Source organism: Nostoc sp., assembly GCF_036919575.1.
GTDB lineage: Bacteria > Cyanobacteriota > Cyanobacteriia > Cyanobacteriales > Nostocaceae > Nostoc.
Window position 1 is genome coordinate 19,390 of record NZ_JBALBY010000045.1, and the last position, 18,473, is coordinate 37,862.

Here is an 18,473-nt window from a genome sequence, read left to right on the forward strand (position 1 = left end):
GTACGCTATACTGCGTTAACGCCATTGATAATGCTTGGGAATGAGAGCCAAAATAGAAAATAAAGTGCTTTTTATCCACCACGAAGATTTGCCAGAGTTTAAGAAAGGTGGCTCTGTGGTGAGAAATTCATATTTTTGGGCGCTACGTTCAATTGCTGGTAAAGCTTCGCGTTATCGTGATTGGGAATATGAATTGGAGGTTTGGTTAGCACTTTCACGAATGCTTTTGTCGTTTGCTGAATCTGGGTATTTGGGTCATAGAGAAACCTTGCTGGAGTTTCCTTTATCTCAAGGGGAAATTCCTAATTTGCTACGAGATGTGTCTACTTGGGAGTAAAAATGCATAGCTTGGCGTTGGACTTAGCCTTCCCGTAGGGTACGGAACAAAGTGCAGTGAAGCGGATCTCGCAAGGGTGTTGGGATTGCAACTCTACCAGACGCTCCGCGATCGCTTCTCTACGAGAGGCTGTGCCAACGCTCGCAATGACAAGTGTTTAACCGCACATGATATTACCTATTACCGATGCTTCGAGACTGTGAATGCGTAAAACTTATTATTAGACTTAAACCCGCCTGGGAGGCGGGTGTACCCAGAACCCCAGTAAACTGTACCATCAACCACTGCTGCACCTGCAACTACTGATCCTCCACTGTTAAAATTCCACAGAATCCTACCAGTCTTTGCATCTAATGCATACATGTTATTCTTATCGGCTGCTGATGCCATCGAGCCAGCATACACCACTCCATTCGCTGCTGTCATTGGAGCCATATCCCTTTCACCTGCTGGATCTGCTGTCTGCCAGATAATTTTGCCCGTCGCTGCATCAAGCGCACTCCATGACCCACCGTTAATAGTCTTACCTGAAGGCTCTAATGTGTACTTCTCAAATCCGTAGTTTGAAATCGCGACATAAATTTGTTGACCATCCGTAGCCGAACCCCACTGTATTCCACCAGCAGCACCACCAGGGCCAACAATTCGGCTCCAGACAACTTTTCCAGTATCTCGGTCAAGCGCCCAAAAAACACCACTCTTCTGACCAGCACCAAGTAAATCACGCGATTTTCCCGCATCTTTCACAGTGAAAAGCATTGGTGCCTGAGCGAAATCATAATCTGGTCCTTTGGGGTCAGGGCAATTGGAGGCACCGCCAAAGTAGCAGGCAACAGTCCAGGTATCGTATCCCTCTAGTTTATTTGCCCACTTAATCGCGCCAGTATCGAGATCAAGTGCCATGAGCGCGTCAATATAATTATTGCGATCGAGGCATTGCGACTGATCAGGAACTGTCTGTGAGGAGAGTTTTGCAATACAATTTTTTACCGTTTTAGGCACATTGTAATTATTACCTGTTCCTATATATACCAAATTTCGCTTTGGATCGATTGCTGGTGTGCTACCCCATACTGCTCCACCTGAATAGCCATCCGGTTGACCATAATTTTTCGGTACAGTGTAAGTTTTCCACAGAAGCTTTCCAGTATTCAAATCTACCGCCGTCATGCTTCCACGGAATGTGCAGCATGGGTACTTCGGATCGTTAGCCGCTGTTTCCTCCAAAGAGGAAACTCCAACATACACACGATTGCTATAAATGGTCGGTGATTGAGTAATAACAGCATACGGGTGTTCGTCAAGTTTTGTTTTCCAGATTAGCTTCCCAGTATCTTTGTTAACTGCGATCAGGAAAGCACCTTCCTGGCTACCAATAATTACTTTATTCCCCTTAACTGCTGGACTTGTGCGCGAGACAGCTTTTGGGATACTTGGATCATTAATATAGCTGGCAATGCTAGTTGCCCAAATCTGTGTACCGGTCTGTGCATCAATCTTAAAAAAATTACCGCCCCAGTCTGGTATATATACAGTTTTATCTACAACTGCTGGTGTAGCAGAGAGTTCACCACTTGCACTAAAAACCCATTTGGGAGACAAGTGTGTTACGTTCTTTGGATTGAGGTATTTCTCATCTGCTTGATAGCGAGTATTGTTTAGGTTCTGACCACCCAACCTCCACTGATTATCGGATCTACACGGACTTTCTTTAGCACTACTGCTAATTGTTGGCATGATAAAGACTAATGCCACCGTCACAATTCCAAGCGCTTGTTTACAGGATGAATAAGTTTTAATCACAGTCACTAATGTCCTCCGCTACTACTAAAAATAATTTGCTATAACTTCACCGCACTTTTGGTGAAAAATCTCAGCTTACTGAAGGTTTTGAAAAAGTAAGTAATTAGGCTTTCAATTAACATCTCTTATGAGCTTTAATCCACTTTTTACAAATTTAATGACTAGAGGGTGAAATGGTAATAAGGCGATCGCTACTATCATTCCGATAAACGGCAAAACATCAAAAATAATCAAGTGTCTGCGCTATATTTTATGTAAATAGGGGCTATCAATGACACGCAATAGGCAATACTCCTAAAGAAAGGGAAGCTATTATTAACCAAAAGCACGCGTTCACTTACAGTCACCCTGAAAAACTTACGCAACTGTTTCATTAGTTTTTCAAAAGCTACCGATGAATTTTATTCAGTAATACAGCAGACTTCAGAAGTAAAACAGGGTTTATACATGACTTTGGGACGAATCGTTGTGTACTTCACTTTTCTTGAAATCTGCTGTAATTTCCAAAATTCGAGCAAAATAGCTTATTTAAATGGTTTTTTTGAGTACTTTATTTTGCTTAGTCAACATACCTATATGTCAACACACCTGTATATTTATCACTATTCCCAGGTCAAGTAAACTTCTTTACCCAATCTTTAAGATGTAAACTTCTGTAAAATCTTATACATTTTAAACTTTGATAAGCTAAATTTTATCCTTTGTACAAATGTATTTCGTTCGCTTATTAAAATTCGATATCTTGATGAAATTTCGTTTTGTTATTGGCAAAAATGCAATTTCTTCTTCTACCAAAAATAAATTTGTGATATATGATTGTGCTGAAAAGTACATAAGTTAATTTTATATTTAAGCTGAAGAGATTTATTGTCAAGCAATAATCAAGTTTATACAAGCTTTATATAATCCTGTTACCTGTGGTAAATCCGCTCATGACCTCATGAATATGTTTTAAGGGCAATTGAACTCACGCCCCTGTGTGAGCATTAGTCGCGCCAGCGAAACGATCGGCGTTTGCTAAATTTGTAAGTCTATGAATTACGGTATCGCTTAAGCAGACTCTGAACAAATTTCCCCATAACTAGCTTCATTTCAAATCTAGTAAACCTTCTTCTTTCAATTTAGGATTGAAGCGAATTTGCATTTGCAAACCACGCCCTTCTAGCAATTGTGTTGAAATTTCTGCTTCTACTCTCCGTGCCACATTTTTAATAATTTTTATTTGTGCTAATTCATCATTAGCTGGATTTTGATATTTTGCCTGTTCTTCAGGTGTCATGATCGCTTTGACATCAATGGGATGAGTCCATTTTTCTTTGTTATCCCCATTTCCCCAAGGCACACTGCCATTTTCAGCAATCCAAGCATTTTCAGTATTTTCTAAAATTGTGCGACTAGGACGTTCAATAGTTTGAATTTTGACCCAATAGCATTGCTGCGGTTGACGAACTAAATGCTGCTTGAGGCTGAGATAAACATCACGGGAGTATCCGACAAATTGAAGTACTTTTTCTTGGTCAAAGATAGCATATACCCCGATTTTACCCTGAAATTGTTCGGGTAATTGACCGCGATCGTCAATGTAAGGAATGTATTCCAGGGATGCCAAAGAAGAAAGATTTGTTTCAAAAGCCATACATCAAATATTAAACTTACTATTTGCCTTCAGAATTGAGAATTGCTAATTAGGAAAAAATTATTTTGGAAATTAGCGAAGAAGAATTCAGAATTCAGGAGCCAGAATCCAGAATTAATTGTGTGCGATGGTTACGTAGCTCTGCCGAAGTACTGGATGGAGATTCAAGGTTTAGAACAAACGATTTTAAACGCGCGTGATATTAAATTATTTCCGCGACTATTCGCCCTGACTTGACTGCTGGGGTATTCTGAATTCACCAATTATGTCTTCTGACTCTTTCTCATCCATTCCCCAATTTTTGGTAAATTGCACAAAGACGACTGGGTTTAAAAATCTTAGCACTAAACATGAAATTTGGTGGGACGTTAACGATGGCATATTCATCAGATTCATGATACTTTTCAAATTCTGCTGGCATTCCTTTAGTGGTAGTTAAGCTGTAAGGAACTGGTTGGAAAAGTAATTCTGTAAATTTCACTTGCTCACACCGCAACTGTTGACAAATTTGGTTTAAGAAAGCAACGCTTGTCAATAAATTGAATAGAGTTTCTTGAGCTTGTGCTTCCAGAGTAAAACTGCCATCAAAGTTCTGAACGATTTTAAGGGGCATTTTCTGTATAGGTAGTTATTAACGACTAAGTGATGATAGAGGATAGGTAGCATGTTGCACATGGTGAGCAAAAAATGCTAGCCAACGAAGCCTACCTTTTTGTGCAGATGAGCATTGTTAAAAATCACCACTTTAAGACCAGCCTATTGGATTGTGTGACTTCTGTCACGCGATCGCTTGATCTATTTGATCTATTTCTCATTCAGAAGGATATGAGCGTGGGTAATGGTTCTAGCCTTGTGCTTGCTTTTTTAATCAGCATTCATCCCCCACTGACTCGAATAAGTGGGGGATGAATGCTGATTAAGGGACTGACAAATAAAAAAACATCCCAAATTCTCTTGTGGGATGGGTGTCCGCACTACGTGCCGCTACGCGAACACCCGTCCGATATTCAGGGCGGGCTTTCCTGCCCACCCCACAAGATGGATAATTTATCTCTTGTCAGTGCCTAAGCGATATTCTCGATTTGCTTTCTTGTGGGGATTTTTGAGGATAAAATGGTTGTCAACTTTTATTCTGATCACCTGTGCAGCGAATTGATAAATGTTCCTGATAGGCTTTGATAGCTAAGAGGTTGAACAAACAATAGGAGATTATACTCATGTTGGAGATTGAAAACTTGGGAGTAAGTGTAGAAGAGTATTTGGATGGATTGGCAGCAGGTATTGATATTTTAGAATTGAAGCGGTTAGAAGCAAAGGGAATTCCCACAAACCTGGCTCTAGAAGTTATGGCGATTGTACCAAAGGTAATCAATGGTACGGCTACTCCTGAAGAAGTTGTTAGAGGACTAATGATTCTAACACCATCGCTTAGGCAACAACTTGAATAGTTGACAGCTGAGGGTGCCGAATGTGAGTTCAACCAATCCGAAATTGGTGCGTTAACGCAGTGTAACGCACCCTACCAATTAGGACGCTTACTCGTCAATTTGACCAACGCGGCGGATATTCAAGATGTCGCTCATTTTCTTAATTTGGACGAAGACTTGCTCTAGTTGAGAGCGATCGCGTATATCTATTCCTAAGTCCATCAATGCCGGTTGACCAATAGAGGTTTTCACCTGGGCATGGCGGACATTGATCCCTTGGTCACTCAACCGTGACAAAATATCCTTTAGCACCCCTACGCGGTCAAGGGCTTCAATTTGAACATCAACTGGATAAGTGTGCGGACGACCACTATTTTCGGCGGTTGGATTCCACCTAACTGGTACTAAGCGCTCATACTCTACACTCTCCAGATTATGGCAGCCTTGGCGATGAATTGAAATCCCCCTACCTCGCGTCACCACACCAATAATCGGTTCGCCAGGAATCGGGGTACAACACCCAGCTAAATAATACACCAAACCTTCCACCCCAACAATTGGCGAATCTGTGGAGCGAGAAGTAGTTGCTGGTGCATCTCGCAAAGCTTTTGATGTACTTGGTTCTTTGGGGATAAATGGCGGCATAGTGGAAACTGGTTGTTGTCCTTTCGCCACTTCTCGCCACCGATTTAACACTAGGTTCAAGGTAACTTCACCGTAACCCAAACCAGCGAGTAAATCTTCCACGCTATGGTAGTTACATTTTTCGGCGACAGTCTCCATCGCATCCGACTTTAGTAAACTATCAAAACCAGTTTTACCAAGTTCCTTTTCTAACAATTCCCGTCCACGGGCGACATTTTCTTCCCGGCGCGATCGCTTGTACCATTGTTTTATCCGATATTTCGCCGCCGAAGTCCTGACAAAGTTCAACCAATCCAAACTCGGATGGCAGTTCTTTTGGGTCAAAACCTCTACAATATCGCCATTTTGCAGCCGCGTTGACAGTGGCACCATTCGCCCATTCACCCGCGCCCCTGCACAGTGGTTCCCCACTTCCGTATGAATGCGATAAGCAAAATCTATAGTGGTAGAACCGGGACTTAAAGGAACAACATCCCCCTTAGGGGTGAAGACATAGACATCATCTTCAAATAAATTATCTTTGACGCTATCAAGATATTCTTGGGCATCCTTAAGATCAGTTTGCCATTCCAGCAGCTGCCGCAGCCAAGTAAACTTGTCATCTGTGGCTGTCAAATGGCTAATACTAGAACCTCCTGTTTCTTTGTACTTCCAATGAGCTGCAATCCCATACTCGGCGATATGATGCATTTCGATTGTCCGAATTTGCACCTCTAAAGGACGACCAGTTAGGCCAATTACCCCAGTATGCAACGACTGGTAACGGTTAGGCTTTGGCAGTCCAATATAGTCCTTAAATCTCCCCGGAATTGGGCGAAAAGCATCATGAACCACCGCCAACGCCCGATAACATTCCTCATTAGTTTGAACAATAATCCGTAGCGCTGCCAAATCGTAAATTTCATGAAATTCCTTTTGCTGTCGGTGCATTTTTTGGTAAATGCTATAAAGGTGCTTGGGACGACCACTAAGATCCTGGCAGTGGATTCCGGCTTGCTGCAAACGTTCCCGCAAAATGTCTGTAGCTTTGGCCAACTTCTCTTCTCGCGCCGTCCGTTTTTCGGAAACATGCTCCTGCATTTGGCGGAAAGCTTCCGGTTCCAAATATTTAAAAGCCAAATCTTCCAGTTCCCATTTAATCCGCCAAATGCCCAAGCGATTGGCTAAAGGTGCAAAGATATCTCGCGTTTCTTGGGCACTGCGGCGGCGGCTGGCCTCTGACATATATTGTAAAGTTCGCATATTATGCAAACGATCTGCCAATTTCACCACAATGACTCGAATATCTTGCGCCATTGCCAAAAACATCCGCCGGAAGTTTTCGGCTTGGCTTTCGGTTTTGCTGGTGAAATTAATTTTAGAAAGCTTGGTGACACCTTCGACCAATTGCCGTACTTCTGGGCCAAAGCGCTGTTCTATCTCTTCACTTGTAACTTCTGTATCTTCAACGACATCATGGAGAAATCCAGCTGCTATCATAGCAGCACTACCTCCCAAGTCACGCAGCAAGTCAGCCACAGCAATGGGATGAGCAATATATGGTTCTCCAGATTTGCGGTATTGACCTTGATGCAGTTGGTAAGCAAATTCAAATGCGCGACCAATTAAGACTGCATCATTATGCCTTCGGTCATCTTCCGCTTTGCCGCTACTTGTCGATGACTCCTTCAAACATTTTTTTAACCATTCGGGAATGGCAAGATCAACTGATGAATTTATTGTTATGCTGCTCATACAATTGGGTTTAGAGAGGATCGGTAGATAAGTGAAAGATAAATAAAACTAGCAGCATCGCCGTGAAAAGATGCTGTTGCTCGAAAAAACAGTGTTAGGATGATTCTGCAATTGCCGATGTAGTCATCCAGTTTTAGTTTCAAGGATCATAAATTTCAAAATCCATTGATGGCAAACAAAGCCTCAAATCACGACTTGAGGCTTTTAGTGCTGATAAACGCTGAAGTAAAGTTTATTGTAGAAGAAAAATTACTTGACATTAATACTATCTTAACTAGCACTGGATGTCTTTAAACCGTGAGAAATATCTGACACTCGTAACTTTACTAGAGCAATTACGCTCTGATGCCACAACTACGCAAATTGTTGCACCCGAACTGCGACAGCGTGTAGCCTCGTTGCAGCAATTTTTCGGACAACAGATTGTGCCTTTGGCTGATGAAGACTTGCGAGTGCAGTCTTATCAAACGGAGATGAGCAAGCAATTGCGCCTGTTGGAAATAGATGTGATGTTTTTGCAAGGAGCGCGGCAAGCATCTACTGCACAAACGAGACTTCAGACGATTAGCGATCGCTTGACAATCCTCATTCAATACTGTGATGCTATTCTGCAACCAGAAGCGGAAGGAGAAAAATAACAATTATTTACCTTTTTCTCTAATTACTCCATCATCTCATTTATGACCTATGCTGAAAAGTTATTTTGGCAACAAGTTTCAAATCGGTAAAGGGGAGTGGGGAGTAGGGAGTAGGGAATGGGGGAAGAATTCTTATAACTCCAAACTCCTAACTCCTGTACAGACGCGATTAATCGCGTCTCTCCTAACTCCTAACTCCTGTACAGACGCGATTAATCGCGTCTCTCCAAACTCCCCACTCCTAACTCCTGTACAGACGCGATTAATCGCGTCTCTCCAAACTCCTAACTCCTGTACAGACGCGATTAATCGCGTCTCTCCTAACTCCCCACTCCCCACTCCCCACTCCCAATACCTTTGAGGAGAAGATTCATTGTGCGGCGCATGTACGCTTCTACTGGCTCGGTTGTGGGTTTAAAAATAAGTGCATAATATAGTGATCCGCTCACAAGATCGATAATTAGGTCTACGTCTGCATCCTTGTGAATTTCACTTCTAGACTTGGCACGCTGAAGTATTTTAGCAAAGGCTTCACGTCGGAGTTTGGTATATTTTGTCCAATAGACCTCGGCAAACTGAGGATTGCTAGACGCTGTACTAATGATCAGGGCGAGTGTCTGACGACCAAGGGGACTATCTATTTTTTTGGCGGCATTATTGATTAAGATATCCATGTCTCCCCAAAAACTGCCAGTATCGGGGATCGCTAAATCATCTCTCAGACTTTCTATAGCATCGGCAACTAGTTCTTCTTTGGAAGTGTAACGCCGATAGATGGTCGTTTTACCAACTCCAGCACGGGAAGCGATCGCTTCTATACTCATACTTTCATATCCTACCTCTGCAAGCAAATCCAAAGTCGCTTGCAGAATAGCTTGGTCGGCGTGGATGCTACGTGGCCGTCCAGAGGGGCTGTTGATTTGCTTATTCATAAAAATATCATCCCCAAGCAATATCTTTTTGACAATTTGCTTCTATCTTTGGGCATAGAACACAGCCTATGGAGAATAAATCAGTCGAGAACTCATTTCCCATGCACGAAAACAGCAACAGTGACCATCCATCTTTAGCATAAGTATTTCTGCCACTTTTTATTCAAGACTCTCTTGACCGTTTTTATATGATACGCTACGGTAGCGTATATATACAATACTTAACTTTAGCTTTGGCGTAGGCGTAGCCAACCAAGGTGTTACTTGACCTAACTTTTCACGTTGTATGGAAAAGCTAACGATTGACCTAACCCCCTAGCCCCCTGACACGGGAAGGGGGAAAATTCAAAGTCTCTGACGCCACGTGCTTCAAGTCGGCAAAGCCGCCCAACGCAGTGGCTCCTCCTTGTAGGAGAGAGAAATAGAAGTGAGGTTTTCCAAGTACCGTGAAAAGTCAGATCGCTTGATATCTCTCAAATATTACTTGTGCTAACAATGGCTACCAACATTAAACGTTCGACTTTTGACCAATTTGGTTATGTGCAGGGGCCATTGAAGTGGGCGATCGCTTTTACGGCTTCCCTTGGTGCAATATTAGAAGTAATTGATACCAGTATTGTTAACGTTGCCGTGACTGATATCCAAGCCAGCCTGGGTGCAACTGTCAGTGAAGTAGGTTGGGTAGTGACTGGATATGCGATCGCAAATGTCGTCTTAATTCCCTTATCTGCATGGCTGGGAGATTACTTTGGACGCAAAACCTACTTCATCTTCTCGTTAATTGGCTTTACCCTGGCCTCGGTTTTATGCGGGTTGGCATTTAATCTACCGATGCTAGTTATTTCTCGAATTCTTCAAGGTTTATGTGGTGGCGGGTTGCTAGCTAAAGCACAAGCGATTTTGTTCGAGACTTTTCCACCGGCTGAACAAGGTTTCGCACAGGCAGTTTTTGGGGTAGGTGTAATTGCTGGCCCAGCCATCGGCCCAACATTAGGGGGATTCCTGGTAGATGGTTTGGGCTGGCGGTGGATTTTCTTTGTGAATATTCCCTTCGGGATCATTGCAGTGGCGATGTCCTTGGCATTTTTGCCCAAAGATAGAGATAAGAAAGAGACACAAAGCCAAGCCGTCGATTGGTTCGGGATTGGGTTTTTGGTGATTGCTGTTGGCTGTATGCAAACTTTATTAGAGGAAGGAGAGACAGACGACTGGTTTGACTCCAATTTCATCACCACGTTGGCGATCGCTAGTATTATCGGTTTGGGGTTGTTTATTTGGCGAGAACTGAAAACAGATCACCCGGCTGTGGATTTAAGAGTTTTGCGTCACCGTTCTTTAGCTGCGGGAAGCGTTCTCTCAGCAGTGGTGGGTATGGGGCTTTATGGTACACTCTTTGCTGTGCCGATATTTGCTCAGAGTGTGCTGCACTTTACGGCAACGCAGACAGGACTATTGTTAGCGCCTGGGGCTTTAGCGTCTGCGATCGTGATGATTTTATTAGGCAAACTCTCTAGTAAAATTGATGCCCGATTTTTAATTGCAATGGGCGCTGTCGGCTCATCTGGAGTCATGTTTCAACTAGCAACAATTACCCCACAAACCGGCATAGATGATTTATTTTGGCCATTGGTATGGCGTGGGGCTTTTACTGTGTTGATGTTTCTCCCTTTGAGTTTGGCAGTTTTAGGCCCGCTACCCAAGCAAGATATTTCTGCCGGATCTGGTTTCTACAATCTCACCCGACAACTCGGTGGGAGTATCGGCATTGCCCTACTTACGACTCTGCTTGATCGACGAGAAGCTTTTCATCGAGCCATCCTATTAGCAAAACTTAGCCCTTATGACCCAGAAACCAATCAGCGCCTCGACTTGCTCAATGGGGCACTCCAAGGTCAAGGCATAGATGCGGCAACAGCGCAACAACAAGCACTAGCTTTAATTAGTCAAACAGTAAATACCCAAGCTGCCGTTTTATCTTACGCAGATTGTTTTAGAGTCGTAGGGGTAGGATTCCTTTGCTCATTACCTTTGTTACTATTCCTGGGCAAAGGCGGTGCAGGAGTGAAAGCGCCAGTCGGTCACTAGTACCGCAACTCTTGGAGACGCTACGCGAACGCGTAATTCGTAATTCGTAATTCGTAATTCGTAATTACGTTTTAGCAAGGGTACAGTTTTGATCAGTAAACAATGGGTAACTCAATACTAAATTCAGTTCCCCAAGCTTGCTCAGATATCACATTAATTCGACCATGATGGCTCTCGATGATTTGGTAACAAATCGATAATCCTAATCCTGTCCCTTTGCCGACTGGCTTAGTAGTAAAGAAGGGATTAAATATCTGATGATGAATCTGGGTAGGGATTCCGCTACCATTATCCTTGATGCGAATTCTAATGTAGTGATCATTTAGTTTCTCCGTGCAAATCCAGATCCGACTAGGATAATTTTGCATTGATTCTGGCGATGACCTACGGTCGGTCGGAGACCATCGCACTTGTTCAGCTTCTTCTAAAGCATCGATCGCATTATTCAGGAGATTCATAAACACTTGATTGAGTTGTCCAGGAGAACAAGAAACCCAAGGCAATTCTCCATAGTCCTTAATCACTTCAATACCAGAATGCCGCCCGCTAGGGTTGAGGCGACTTTGTAAAATCATCAATGCAGCCTCTAAACCCTCATGAATATTAACTGCTTTGAATGTTGCTTCGTCTAATCGAGAGAAGTTTCGGAAAGATTTAACAATCTCCCTAATCCGCTCGGAACCTGTCTGCATTGACTGGAGTAATTTTTTAATATCCTTTTGAATAAAATCAAGATCCAGGGCTTCAATTTCCTGCTGAATCACTAGGCTCGGATTGGGGTATTCTTGCTGATAGAGGTGAATCAGTTTCAGTAATGAATCATAGTATTCACTCGCATAGGTCAGATTTCCATGAATAAAGCTAACCGGATTATTAATTTCATGGGCAATCCCTGCAACTAACTGTCCTAGCCCAGACATCTTTTCTGTTTGAACGGCTTCAACGGCATTTTGCAGTTTAATCAGAGTTTGTTTTAAGGTTTCATTCGATTGTGCGAGTTCTAGCTGAAGGTGTTGGCGCTGTTGAATTTCTTTACTCAGCGCCTGAATTTTTTGGTTAAGGACAACGAATTGATTACTCGTTCGCTTTTCTAAGCGCAGTAAATTGATGGCTGGACTTTCTGGCGATCGCGGTTGGATCACAGCTCCTTCACTACGACAAGCAATTCCCTCTCCCTGAGCTTGGTGGATGGTTAAAGTTCCCAAAATCATTTGGCGACTTTGGGAGCAAACTCGAAGATAGTCGATGATCTTCTCTGAAGAATCAGTGACAAACTCGGTAAGACGTTGACCCATGAGTGCTTTACTTGTCTTGCTAAAGAGTCTAGCAGCAGGTTGATTGACTGCCAAAATTTCACCTCCGCTAGTCACAAGAAGCAGAGGTTCTGGTAAAGTCTGGGCAAACGTTAAAAATTGATCAGGTGTCATCGATCTTCAGGTATTGAAGCAGGGATCTTTACCATTGCTCGTAGCACTGACGGGGTAAAAATAAAGAGGCTAAACTATGCTTTGGGGAATTAACTTCAGCCGGGACATATTACAGTCAGAAGGTTATAGTCTGCAAATGTCCCCCTTAACGGTGTTACTATGCTTTAAAGTATTCCTGTGCTGGAAACTCGTCTAATACTTCGCTAGGTTTGAGATAAATGACGATTTTGCATTCCTGCGCGCCTTTAGCAATCGTGTCTTGTAACTCGACTCTAGCGTAGCCGAGATTGTCGGCTGCGATCGCGCCAAAAATATTAGATGTCATAACACACATGGCTTCGCGCCCTTCTACCTGTTCTGCAAAGGGGCATTTGCGATTTCCTAAAACGATCTTCTCATCAGTTTCTTCAATCACGTAAAAGTCGCCTTGAATCCGGCGTTTCCAATCTACGAGGACGGCAGTTACCTGCTCCCGAGAAAGATTTGACAGTTGCAAAGCGTTCTGGTATTGCTGATTGACATGTTGACCTGTTCGATAGCCAACCACATTTAAAAAGCCAGCTGCCTCTTCAATCCCAACGACATCTTGTAAGGTTCCAGCCAATTCTCGAATCATTGTACGCAAAAAGTGATCGCGCTCAATCGGTAATTCTAAGGATTGTATTTGGTTGTCGATCAAAGATATGTGAACCATGATGGTGTTATTTACTGGATGTTTAGATAGGACAAGCATCAATGGCGCTTAGTTAAGCGAAAGTCAGGGACACCCCAAAATCTCTTAATTAAGTACCATGTATAGCTATAATAGTTTTCCCTAACTGGCTACAAAACTAACAACAACGCCAGAATGGAATGGTACTAAGTTTAGTTATTTGTTGAGGCAAGCTCTTTGAGCGGATTCAGCCGGGATACCTGCAAAATCGGACAATAGACATCTGGTAAAAAATATGCGTTATCTAGAACCCTTGTAGAGACTTAGCATTCCTACGTCTGTCTACATTCTTTTTCACTCCTATGTCTAATATAGGAATCATATTTGATTTCTGAAAAAATCTCGGTAGTCTTGTAGTGGACTGTCTAGGAAAATGTTGCAAAAAAAATTGTAGGTTGGGTGGAGGCTTTGCGTAACCCAACATCCTGATATCCAACATCCTGATATATGTTGGGTTGCGCTCCGCTCCACCCAACCTACGTCTACGTGTAATGCACTATTTTAGCCTAGACAGTCCACTACGTGCATTTCAAAAATCAAATACTAGTCCTATAGTCAAATTCCTGTCAATACGTAAGTCTTGAATTATTCTCTGCCGAAAGTCACAGAAGAGGTTTAATATACACCGATATATGTGGAGCAGAAAAGTAAAAGTCCCACTCAGTTTTGAGCGGGACTTTGTAAAGTCTTATTGCTAAAATTAGAAATATATATCTTAGAAAAAGTTCATTATTGTAATAATACTAACGCTGGTCAACATCATTAAAGCGCCCATAATGATAGATTCACCTAAAGCATTGGGCAATTTTGAATTCTTCATTTAAGTAAAATCCTTTTTGTTAATAATTCCTTAACCATATCAGGATCAGTATAAATATCTATAAAATTCCTGTAAAACTTAAATTACCGTAAACTTTCTTAGTAAACACTGACTTTTATACTTATGTAATTCTTTTTACTGAGTATTGCTTATTTTCTCCCCACTAATGTAGTAATTTCCGAACAAAATTATTACCTTATATCCGAGCGGAATACGCGCCTTTATGGGATAAGATCAAAATTAATCAAGGTAAAAATATTTGAATAGAAGATTATCATGACAGTATCCACGGCATCTAGAAACCAAACGATCGCTTTTGACTTAGAGAAATTAAATGAGCAATTTGAAACTGCCACTCCCAAAGAGATACTGGCATGGTCTATAGAAAATATCCCAACGGGACTGGTGCAAACCAGCGCCTTTAACGTGGATGACATGATAATTACCCATATTCTTTACAGTGAACTGAAGCATCCAGTTCCTGTGATCTTCCTCGACACCTTGCACCACTTCCCTGAAAGCCTAGAGTTAGTTGCCAAAGCCAAACAAATCTACAATCTGGATCTGCAAACTTACAAAACTCCAGACCTAGACACCCGCGAAGCCTTTGAAGCCAAGTACGGCGAAAAACTCTGGGACAAGGATATTGCCCAATTTCACCACATTACAAAAATTGAACCACTGCTACGAGGTCTAGACGAACTCAACAGCGTCGCTTGGATAACTGGACGCCGCCGTGACCAAGCAGTAACCCGTGGGAATATGCCCATATTTGAATTAGATGGTAAAGGTCGGCTGAAAGTAAATCCCATAGCTACTTGGACACGCCAACATAGCTGGGTTTACGTGGCTGAACATGGAGTCATCTACAACCCTCTACACGATAAAGGTTATCCCAGCATTGGCGACGAACCCATCACCACCAAAGTCGGCCAAGGCGAAGACGAACGCGCCGGACGTTGGCGGGGAAGTGATAAAACAGAATGTGGAATTCATATTTAAGGGGGAGTAGAGACGCGATTAATCGCGTCTGTAGCAAGTAGGGGAGTGGGGAATAGAAAAAAGAAGAATTGTCCCCGAATCTCCCCCTACTCTGCGGTTAGATAAGACTGTTACACGCTACATTCCTAAGCAAAGGACAACAACAGTTAATCAGCATAGCCCGTGCGGTTTTGGTAAACCTGCGAATCTTGATTTGCACGCAGCAACCAGTAACATTGACAGCCAAACAGAGAATTTAGTTCAAGAGGCGATCGCTAATTTACTTAAAGGGTCGTACCAGCTTTATTATCGTTAGTGTTCCCAATACAGAAAAAGTATTATAAGCTATTTCACATTTAACTTGCATAATTAGGGCGCTCATGTTGCCCACCCCACAAGATTTTAATTAAATTTAGATATGTGCACATAATATTGCGATCGCTTCTACAGGTGTAATTGGCAGACGTTACCCAATTGAAAAAATCCGGGCAGGTTTATTAGGATTGGGGAAAAAATTGACTGCTGCTGATTTTCATGCCGCAGCCCGTGGTATTATGACCACCGATACAGTTCCGAAACTAGCTACACTTGATTAACGTAATTTGTAATTGATAATTACGCGTAGTCAGTGCTTCACACCATTTCAGACAAACCCTGATACATAGGGATTTCTCGTAGGGGCACAGCAATGCTGTGCCCCTACCAACCTATTTGTATCATTATTGTCTCGTTAAGAGTCTCCGACTGGGAATGCCTATTAGAGGCTCCGCCTCAAGACTTGCGGCAGAGCCGCAATTGAAGAGCATTTCCAGCCTCTTGCTGGAAACGAGGTTTGAACCCCCACTTAGCAATTGCTTTGTCAAAAAAGTTGACCCAGATAGTAACTATGTAATATACTATGTTACACAGGGAATGAGTTAGATTAAAAAGACTTCCTAGCCAGTACAGCACGGTGGAAATAAAATTACCATTTGTACGCAGTTAGTTTGTATTACGAGAAAACTTTTTCAAAATCTCCTATTTCACACAAAATAACTCGACTAACGCTGCATAACTAACAAATATGGATTTTGACTATTTTAGAAGCAATGAAGGCACTCCTACAAATAATAGTCGGCAAAGCTTGCTTGCTAGCGGTTGGCGACCGTTTAACCGAGAATTAGACTGGGAGTTTTTGTGGCAACTATTGTATAATGACTCCCGCGAATTAAGTCAAAAAAGTTTGAATTTAGCAAGTAATGTTGCTGATATTTTGGGACGAAATAATTATGCTTGGTGGGCTAACTTATTAAATGTTGTATCTGATAATACCCGCTACGAAGTTGAAAAGTTTTGGAATTACATCACGCCAGATCCTCAATCACCAGATCATCGCTACAAAGATGTTTTGAGTACGGAAACACCCATCGTCCAATTTGTCAGTCGTAGTAGCATTCCTATTGATTATGTTCTTAACCGACTGCAAGAAATTACTGTACTTCGAGTTTTAAATGTGTTGGGTAGTCCCGACATTATTACCCAGTATTACTCAGAAAGAGATTTTTATTTTCCTATAGATAAATTTGTTAGTTGGGAACGCTTAGATGTTCTCAATACAGTTTATGCTTACTGGTCAAAGTCTGACGTTTGGTTGCAAATTGACCCCTACGATCGCGGGCGACGACAATATAGTTTAATGGCGAAAAATCTCGCGCCACTAATTAACAAAGCGACTTACGACTTAGCTGTGATGCTGAGTGGATATCAAAGTCGTGTAGGCAAAGTTCACAGTCAATTTTCCATCCGCACATTTCCCGCAGATATCCAAAATTTTACTGATTCTGTACAGCAAGCGATTCTGAATCAAAACCAGTTAGCGGTTGTTGTGCATGGGGAACCGGGTACTGGTAAAACAGTCTGGACACAGGCAGTAGCAAAAGAAATTCTTGTACCTTTAGGGTATGTAATTTTTATTTTAGATCATGATGCGATCGCTAATTTTGTCCCACCGACTTACATAGAGCGTATTTGTATCGTGATTAACGAAGCTGATAATCTAGCGCAAAATCGTGCTTCTGAGGTAGCGCAATACAATAACAAAACCGAACACATTCTCAGTTTGCTGGATGGTACTTTGTATCAGAGTGTAATTGATGACTCTGGTATTCAGATGCAGCAACGGTTAGTTGTTTTGATGACTTGCAACACCACCGAAAGATTAGATCCAGCCATGTTACGTAAAGGCAGGGTGGATTTAATGTATGAGTTTACGCAACTATTTATTTGAATTGGGTAATAGCATTTCACACAAACCCTGATAGTTTTGTAGGGTGTGTTATTTCATAGGCTAACGCACAATCCCAGATTTTCGGTGCGTTAGGACTAATGTCTATAATGCACCCTACTAGATTCTACCAGAATGAAAGTGAGGTTTCTAGATCAGAGTGAAAACTCAGATATCGGGCTACCTATTTTTTTTGAGTTCGTGCATACTTCTCACGACCTTTGTGACTAAATTTCTGGGTGTAAATCTGACGCTTTCAGTCAATATTTTATTTCTCATCCCAGGAACGACAACGGTTTTATTTGTCATTAAGCCCTGATAACCAATCCTAGCAACAGTTTTCGTATCCATCATTCTCTTAACGTTAGCAATCTTTGAATCTTGCATTGCAGCAGTTTGTTGAAATTCCGATGCTGTTGGCCCTGGACAAAGAACTGTTACGCTGACACCTGTGCCTTCTAATTCATTAGCGATCGCTTCTGAAAATGATAAGACATAGGCTTTAGTAGCGAAATAAACTGCCATTAGAGGCCCAGGTTGAAAAGCCGCAGCTGAGGCCACATTTAATATTTTTCCATAGTTTTGCTCAACCATATCCTTGAGAAATAACTTAGTTAAATGAGTCAGGCTGACCATATTTACCTGTAGCATTTTCAGTTCAAGGGTAAGGTCTGTTTCGCTAAATGCTCCATAAGTACCAAAGCCAGCATTGTTAACCAGCACATCAATCTTGATGGATGCTTGCTGTAGTTCTGTGAAAATTTCTTGTGGGGATGTTGGGATAGATAAATCCTTAGCAAAAATTTTCACAAAAATGCCAAACTTTTGCGGAAATTCATCGATGATTTCAGTAAGTTTTTGTTCATTCTTATCCACTAACACCAGATTATAATTATGACGGGCAAAAATCTGGGTTAATTGATAGCCTATCCCACTAGCCGCTCCTGTAATTAAAGCAGTTCTTTTTTGCCGACTTTCGGATGTTTTATTCATGTTACAAAAATGGCGAACTTGAGTTAATTAATTTAACTTT

16 protein-coding genes and 2 pseudogenes are annotated in these 18,473 nt (G+C 42.0%); 10 read left to right on the top strand and 8 right to left on the bottom strand.

The annotated features are described in order from the left end of the window. Positions 1–40: 40 nt before the first annotated feature. Positions 41–337, top strand: coding sequence for a hypothetical protein (locus V7K27_RS13155; RefSeq protein WP_334947791.1), 297 nt, complete (start codon positions 41–43; stop codon positions 335–337). A gap of 180 nt (positions 338–517) precedes the next feature. Here V7K27_RS13155 and V7K27_RS13160 read toward each other — a convergent pair whose 3' ends face one another. The 3 genes from V7K27_RS13160 to V7K27_RS13170 all read right to left on the bottom strand — a co-directional run bounded on the left by V7K27_RS13160 (position 518) and on the right by V7K27_RS13170 (position 4,389). Beyond that, positions 518–2,146, bottom strand: coding sequence for an outer membrane protein assembly factor BamB family protein (locus V7K27_RS13160; protein ID WP_334947793.1), 1,629 nt, complete (start codon positions 2,144–2,146; stop codon positions 518–520). Between the two features lie 1,081 nt (positions 2,147–3,227). Continuing rightward, positions 3,228–3,776, bottom strand: coding sequence for a GIY-YIG nuclease family protein (locus tag V7K27_RS13165; protein WP_334947796.1), 549 nt, complete (start codon positions 3,774–3,776; stop codon positions 3,228–3,230). Positions 3,777–4,059: 283 nt separating this feature from the next. Beyond that, positions 4,060–4,389 carry a hypothetical protein gene (locus V7K27_RS13170; RefSeq protein WP_334741371.1) on the bottom strand — a complete coding sequence of 110 codons (330 nt, stop codon included), beginning with the start codon at positions 4,387–4,389 and terminating at the stop codon, positions 4,060–4,062. Between the two features lie 74 nt (positions 4,390–4,463). Between V7K27_RS13170 and V7K27_RS13175 the strand changes: the two genes are divergently transcribed. Together V7K27_RS13175 and V7K27_RS13180 are read left to right on the top strand one after the other, a co-directional pair. Beyond that, positions 4,464–4,685 carry a hypothetical protein gene (locus tag V7K27_RS13175; RefSeq protein WP_334947798.1) on the top strand — a complete coding sequence of 74 codons (222 nt, stop codon included), beginning with the start codon at positions 4,464–4,466 and terminating at the stop codon, positions 4,683–4,685. A 308-nt stretch (positions 4,686–4,993) separates the two neighbouring features. Next, a complete protein-coding gene (locus tag V7K27_RS13180) occupies positions 4,994–5,224 on the top strand; it encodes a hypothetical protein (protein WP_334947800.1) in 231 nt (76 codons plus the stop codon). Between the two features lie 87 nt (positions 5,225–5,311). Here V7K27_RS13180 and V7K27_RS13185 read toward each other — a convergent pair whose 3' ends face one another. Further along, positions 5,312–7,582 carry a RelA/SpoT family protein gene (locus V7K27_RS13185; protein ID WP_334947802.1) on the bottom strand — a complete coding sequence of 757 codons (2,271 nt, stop codon included), beginning with the start codon at positions 7,580–7,582 and terminating at the stop codon, positions 5,312–5,314. Between the two features lie 284 nt (positions 7,583–7,866). On the opposite strand from V7K27_RS13185, the gene patD reads away from it, so the two are divergent. Further along, positions 7,867–8,220, top strand: a complete 354-nt coding sequence (gene patD, locus V7K27_RS13190) for a heterocyst frequency control protein PatD (RefSeq protein ID WP_334947804.1) — start codon at positions 7,867–7,869, stop codon at positions 8,218–8,220. Between the two features lie 49 nt (positions 8,221–8,269). Next, positions 8,270–8,581, top strand: a complete 312-nt coding sequence (locus tag V7K27_RS13195; RefSeq protein ID WP_334947806.1) for a hypothetical protein — start codon at positions 8,270–8,272, stop codon at positions 8,579–8,581. Here the strand turns inward: V7K27_RS13195 and V7K27_RS13200 are convergent. Next, the gene (locus tag V7K27_RS13200) at positions 8,541–9,152 is read right to left on the bottom strand and encodes a TetR/AcrR family transcriptional regulator (protein WP_334947808.1); all 612 of its coding nucleotides are present in this window, start codon (positions 9,150–9,152) and stop codon (positions 8,541–8,543) included. The two genes, V7K27_RS13195 and V7K27_RS13200, sit on opposite strands and share 41 nt — an antisense overlap. 495 nt (positions 9,153–9,647) lie before the next feature. On the opposite strand from V7K27_RS13200, the gene V7K27_RS13205 reads away from it, so the two are divergent. Beyond that, complete coding sequence (locus V7K27_RS13205; RefSeq protein WP_334947809.1) at positions 9,648–11,237, top strand: DHA2 family efflux MFS transporter permease subunit; 1,590 nt, start codon at positions 9,648–9,650, stop codon at positions 11,235–11,237. 92 nt (positions 11,238–11,329) lie between these two features. Here the strand turns inward: V7K27_RS13205 and V7K27_RS13210 are convergent, their stop codons facing one another. Continuing rightward, positions 11,330–12,664 carry an ATP-binding protein gene (locus V7K27_RS13210; RefSeq protein WP_334947811.1) on the bottom strand — a complete coding sequence of 445 codons (1,335 nt, stop codon included), beginning with the start codon at positions 12,662–12,664 and terminating at the stop codon, positions 11,330–11,332. Between the two features lie 157 nt (positions 12,665–12,821). Further along, positions 12,822–13,358, bottom strand: a complete 537-nt coding sequence (locus V7K27_RS13215; protein ID WP_334947954.1) for a methanogen output domain 1-containing protein — start codon at positions 13,356–13,358, stop codon at positions 12,822–12,824. Positions 13,359–14,472: 1,114 nt separating this feature from the next. Here V7K27_RS13215 and cysH point away from each other — a divergent pair. The 4 genes and pseudogenes from cysH to V7K27_RS13230 all read left to right on the top strand — a co-directional run bounded on the left by cysH (position 14,473) and on the right by V7K27_RS13230 (position 17,443). After that, positions 14,473–15,198, top strand: a complete 726-nt coding sequence (gene cysH / locus V7K27_RS13220; protein ID WP_334947813.1) for a phosphoadenosine phosphosulfate reductase — start codon at positions 14,473–14,475, stop codon at positions 15,196–15,198. Between the two features lie 125 nt (positions 15,199–15,323). Continuing rightward, positions 15,324–15,488: pseudogene (locus V7K27_RS36480) on the top strand (ABC transporter); the annotation flags it as partial. 105 nt (positions 15,489–15,593) lie between these two features. Next, positions 15,594–15,761 (top strand): annotated as a pseudogene (locus tag V7K27_RS13225) (bifunctional ornithine acetyltransferase/N-acetylglutamate synthase); the annotation flags it as partial. A 479-nt stretch (positions 15,762–16,240) separates the two neighbouring features. Continuing rightward, positions 16,241–17,443: an AAA family ATPase gene (locus tag V7K27_RS13230; RefSeq protein WP_334947815.1), complete on the top strand. Its 1,203-nt coding sequence runs from the start codon at positions 16,241–16,243 to the stop codon at positions 17,441–17,443. 177 nt (positions 17,444–17,620) lie between these two features. Here the strand turns inward: V7K27_RS13230 and V7K27_RS13235 are convergent, their stop codons facing one another. Then, positions 17,621–18,433, bottom strand: coding sequence for an SDR family NAD(P)-dependent oxidoreductase (locus V7K27_RS13235; RefSeq protein WP_334947817.1), 813 nt, complete (start codon positions 18,431–18,433; stop codon positions 17,621–17,623). Positions 18,434–18,473: the final 40 nt, after the last annotated feature.